The following is a 5,521-nucleotide window of genomic DNA, read 5'->3' as shown; positions in this document are numbered from 1 at the left end:
GTCATTAGTCATTAGTCCGAGCGTGCGAATACCTTAAGAGTTCGCTGGGTTTTGCAAACAGTTGATCCCTGCGTAATGGTTCGAGTTTGCTCGATCGCCAGAAGCGAGAGACGATCGCAAATTGTGCTTCTCATTCTTCCCTCCTCTGGCCTCTAATATCAATTCCTCTCTTCATCGTCCTGTATTCATTTCTCTCTGACCTCTCTGTGTTCTCTGTGTTCTCTGTGGTTAAATCATTCCGATGCAACCGGAAACGATATAACCTCTTTTTTCAACATCTGTTAAATCAGCCAATTGCATCCGGTGCCGAACTTCTTTCCTCACCGCAAAAACTCAATTAACTGCTGCAACTTCAACCAAGATTCGCCACTCGATAAAATGTCCTTAGCCAAATCAACTCCTGCAGCGTGGGAACCCATAGGAATTGCACCTCCCACCTGAAAAGCCAAAGACGCATTCAAAGCTACAACATCCATTTGCGCTGCTGTACCTTTGCCTTGCAAAACATTCCGCAAAATCTCGGCGTTTTCCTCAACATTTCCACCTTTCAACGAGCCGATCGCACTTGGTGTCAATCCGACCTGTTCCGGGTTTAAAGTAGTAAGTTCCACCTTGCCGCCCGACAAAACCGCCAAATCAGTCACATCACCCAAACCCGCCTCATCCAACTTTTCTCTGCCGTGAACAACTATCGCCAGCTCAGTCCCCAACTCGCCCAAAGCTTGCGCGATAGTTGATACCATCCTGGGATCGAACACCCCGATTACCTGCCCCTCCGGGCGCAGAGGATTGACGAGAGGCCCTAAAAGGTTAAAAACAGTCCGCACCTTCAAAGTGCGCCGGAGCGGTGCTACAGCCTTGAGTGCTGGATGCCACCCCGGTGCAAATAAAAAAGTGATCCCTACCGAGTCTAAAGCAGCTTTTACCTTCTTTGCATCGGCGTTGAGGTTGACTCCGAGTGCTTCTAGCACGTCAGCAGAACCGACTTTGCTCGATGCCGATCGATTTCCGTGTTTGGCGACTCGCACTCGGCCTGCTGCGGCAACAAAAGCTACAGCCGTGGAAATGTTAAACGTGGAAGCGCCGTCACCGCCGGTGCCGCAAGTATCAATTAATTTGAGATTGGAGATGGGAGATTTGCGATCGTCCAAAACACTTTCTGACTCGCCTGCGAGGGACTCAAACTGCAATACCTGAGCCATTCCCGCCAATTCTGGAGCAGAAATGCCTTTAGCTTGGAGCGCTGCTAAAATTGCGCCGGAAAGCACGGGGGGTATAGCTTCTGCTAGCCATCCCCGCATTAAGTCGGTGGCTTGGGCGCGCGAGAGAGATTGTCTGTCTAACAGTTGTTGTAGCAGGGCCGGCCACAGAGGAGAATCCGCTGTCAAAGTTGAAGCTGTGGCTATATCTGGTGTTGCGAGTACGGGAGAATCAGTCATTTATAGTAATTTTAGTCAAGTTTAGCCCGATCGAGCTTAGCGGCCAAACCGAGAATCGATCGGCATTTTACCAGACTTGCACCGTGTTCAATTTTTGCGCGGGAGATTTTAGAATTGTCAATGACTTACTGCACAATGGTTTAGAGCGTCCTTAAAATTGCATCTTGTTTGGGAAACTGCCCAAATCTCACCCTATTTTGCGCCCGCGCTCAGATTTTCGCCCCTGATGTTAGCAGCGTGACATCATTTGTCCGCCCGCAGCAGCCGAATATGAAGTTTTTGATACAACAATTGCCCTCTGGTTATGGCAACTTTAAAGGGAAACGCTCGATCGTGCAACTGCCAGCAGTCCGCTGTATTATATTTCACTAAAAATAATTAACAGTAACCGAGAGCACCAACGGATACAAGTTTCCGACAAAAGTTGTGGATACCCCAAAATTTTAGGCCAGAGCGACAGTCACAGATTCACTGCGCCGCAAGTCAATGATTCGATCCAAAATCTTCAATCCCCCAATCGACAGCACAGCACCCACAGCCGTTCAGTTGATACCTGCAGGTTAGTCACAGGAGAAAGAGTCGATCGAACTTTGACCCAAACCTTAAAAATAAACTCTTGCGGTTGTAAAATTCGCTGCCTCTGATTGTAGTAAAAATAGCATCGCCACTAACTTATTTCAGGGTACTTAACTGCTAATATATTCAGACAGATTTCAAGGAGCAGGTTGGGAATCGAGCAACTAGCCCGTCTGAAGGCCAGCCAAATCTTCACAAAAAACAAACCCAATCAACCAAACTTGCCTCAAAAACAACTAACATCTAACATCTAACATCTAACATCTAACAGCCCAGCAGGAGAAATGAATCAACATACTTGTGTAATTGTAGCGCCGGACAAAAAACAATCGCCAAGCTTGACGGCGATTGCTTGTTTCTCGACATCGCACGGCACATCCTCCTCCTAGTTCACGGCTCAGATTTGACAGGAATCGACCAAAACTATTCAACTCAAACACAAGAGCAGGGTATTCAAAAGTGGGAAATCAAAAATTAGAAAATAAAGCCAGAGAATGCCTGAATGTGCAGGAGGCGCTACAGCAAATGGAAGCAAAATATTACAGTATGTTTGAAAATGCAGTTTCCGGCATTTTCCAGACAACTATCGAAGGTCGTTACCTCAGCGCTAATCCCGCTTTGGCTCGCATTTACGGGTACAATTCCCCAGCAGAATTGATGGGGAATCTGACCGATATTAGCGATCAGCTTTACGTCAATCCCGATCGCCGCGGCGAGTTTGTTTCGGCTTTGCAAGCGCGCGGCATCGTATCGGATTTTGAATCGCAGATTTATCGCCGAGACGGCGCGGTAATTTGGATTTCGGAAAATGCGCGAGCAGTCCGCGATCCCGACGGCAAATTGCTTTATTACGAAGGTTTTGTGGAAGATATTACTCAGCGCAAAAATGCAGAATCTGCACTGCGAGAGAGTGAAGAACGCCTGCGAATGGTAATTGAAGGTGTTAAAGATTATGCTATATTCATGTTAGATACTAAGGGATATGTAGCTAGCTGGAATTCCGGCGCTAAAAGAATTTTGGGGTATGAAGCCAGCGAAATAGTAGGCAAAAACTCCGAGTGCTTTTATACGCCTGAAGATATTAAAATTGGCAAACCACAAGAAAAATTAGCCACAGCTACCGCAGCAGGTAGATATGAAAGTGAAGGCTGGCGATTTTGCAAAGATGGCTCCAGATTTGTGGCGAAGGTTATTGTGACTCCTTTGCGGGATGAAAGCGGAGAGTTGCAGGGCTTTTCTCAAATCATGCAGGACATTACTAAGCAAAAGCGGGCGGCAGAGGAAAAGATGCAGTTGATTGCTTCTTTGCAGGAATCGGAAAAGAAGTTTCGCAGTCTGTACGAATCGACAACCGATGCGGTAATGCTGCTAGACGAAGAGGGTTTTTTGGATTGCAATCCGGCAACTTTAAAGTTGTTTGGGTGCAGCACAGAATCGGAGTTTTGCGGCAAGCATCCTTCGGAATTTAGCCCACCGCTACAACTGGGATCGGAAGATTCTATGAGTCTGTCTCAAGAGCGAATTAATACTGCCATAGCAACAGGAAATTGCCGTTTTGACTGGCTGCACCGCCGTTTGGACGGTTCGGAGTTTCCGGCGGAAGTGCTGCTAACTTCTATGGATATCGGCGGCAAAATGGGGCTGCAAGCTGTGGTGCGCGATATCACTTATCGGGTGCAGGCCCAGGAGACTCTGAAGCAGGCTAACGAGGTTTTGGAATGCCGGGTTAAAGAGCGGACAAGTCAGTTGGAAGCAGCTATTCAACAGTTGCGTTTGTCGGAGGAAAAGTTTTCTAAGGCTTTTCGGTCGAGTCCAGATCCGATGACTATTACTACTTTTGCTGAAGGCCGTTTTATTGAAGTCAATGATAGTTTTTTAGCGATAACTGGTTACAGTTTAGCAGAAACTATCTGCCATAACGTAGGTGAGTTAAATATTTGGGCGAAGCCAGAAGAACGAGTTAATTTTAGGAAAGTATTGCAAGAAAAATATGTTGTTCGCAACCAGGAATGCGAATTTCGGGTAAAGTCGGGATCGGTGGTGGTGTGTTTGCTCTCAGCAGAGTTGATTGATTTGGAGGGCGAACTTTGTATGCTGGGGGTGATGACGGATATTACCGATCGCAAACGTGCAGAAGAAGCCCTGCGGGAAAGCCAGCGGGCACTGGCCACGCTGATGAGCAATTTGCCGGGGATGGCCTACCGTTTTCGCAATGATGCCGATCGCAGTATGGAGTTTGTCAGCGAAGGTTGCTATCAGTTATCCGGCTATTCTCCTGAAGAATTTATCGGCACCAGGCAAATTTCTCTCTCGGAATTGACACACCCGGACGATCGCGAAATATTCTGCAATGCCGTAGAAGTTGCTTTGCAAGAAAATCGACCCTACCAGCTAAATTACCGCATAACTTCTAAAAACGGCGAATTAAAATGGGTTTGGGAGCAAGGTTTGGGAGTGTATTCCGACTCTGGAGAATTGATAGCTTTAGAAGGGTTAATTACTGATATTTCCGAACAAAAACGCAGTGAAGAAGCTTTGCTGCATTCGCAAACAGAATTAACTAAACAAAAACTTCAGCTAGAACATACTTTGCACGAATTGCAACAAACTCAAGCCGTATTGATTCACACTGAAAAAATGTCTACACTCGGTCAAATGGTAGCAGGTGTCGCTCACGAAATCAACAATCCCGTTAACAGCGTCTGCGGCAATCTCGTCCACGTCGGCCACTACACCGAAGATTTGCTAAATTTGCTCGATATGTACCAGCAGCACAGCCCGCAGCCGCCCGCACCAATTCAAAATAAAATTGAGGAAATCGAGCTAGAGTTTCTGTTAGAAGATTTGCCAAAAGCGATGTCCTCGATGCAGATTGGGGCCGATCGCATTCGGGAAATCGTGCGCTCTCTGAGAACTTTCTCTCGCAAAGACAATTCTCAAATGAGCAAAGTCAACCTGCACGAAGGCATTGAAGGAACGCTGCTAATCCTGCAAAGCCGGTTGAGGGCGCGCGGCAGCTATCCCGAAATTGCGGTAATTAAGGACTATGGAAATTTGCCTTTGGTTGAGTGCTATTCGGGTAAAATAAATCAAGTGTTTATGAATTTGATCGGAAATGCGATCGATGCGATCGAGGAATACAACGCAGGGCGATCCGTTGCCGAAGCCAAAGCTAACCGCAGCAAAATTAAAATTAGGACAGAAGTCCAAAACTCCAACGCTGTAATTCGGATTTCTGACAACGGCCCAGGAATGCCAGAAGAAGTTTCCCAGCAGTTGTTCGAGGCTTTTTTTACCACCAAACCCGCCGACAAAGGCACCGGTTTGGGCCTGTCAATTTCCTATAAAGTTGTCCGAGAACACGGCGGCACGCTGAGTTGCGTGTCTGCACCCGGTCAAGGAGCCGAGTTTATCATAGAAATGCCGATCGAGCAAAATAGTGATTAGTGATTAGTTATTGGTTATTGGTTGTTGGTTGTATCAAGTCCGAGCGATCGCTTATAATT

General features: G+C 46.9%; 3 protein-coding genes. 2 read left to right on the top strand and 1 reads right to left on the bottom strand.

The features are described from left to right. Positions 1-320 precede the first annotated feature (320 nt). Complete coding sequence (gene trpD / locus WBA89_RS16280) at positions 321-1,439, bottom strand: anthranilate phosphoribosyltransferase (RefSeq protein WP_424408172.1); 1,119 nt, start codon at positions 1,437-1,439, stop codon at positions 321-323. Positions 1,440-1,607: 168 nt separating this feature from the next. Here trpD and WBA89_RS16275 point away from each other — a divergent pair, with 168 nt between their 5' ends. Next, on the top strand, positions 1,608-1,811 hold the full coding sequence (locus tag WBA89_RS16275; RefSeq protein WP_424408170.1) for a hypothetical protein: 204 nt from the start codon (positions 1,608-1,610) through the stop codon (positions 1,809-1,811). Between the two features lie 663 nt (positions 1,812-2,474). After that, positions 2,475-5,462 (top strand): PAS domain-containing sensor histidine kinase, encoded by a 2,988-nt coding sequence (locus WBA89_RS16270; protein ID WP_424408168.1) that lies wholly within the window; start codon positions 2,475-2,477, stop codon positions 5,460-5,462. Positions 5,463-5,521 lie beyond the last annotated feature (59 nt).

The organism is Microcoleus sp. (genome assembly GCF_049646505.1).
Taxonomy (GTDB): Bacteria; Cyanobacteriota; Cyanobacteriia; order Cyanobacteriales; family Microcoleaceae; genus Microcoleus.
Note: the sequence above shows the minus strand (reverse complement) of the source record. Positions and strands in the feature narration are given on the sequence as shown.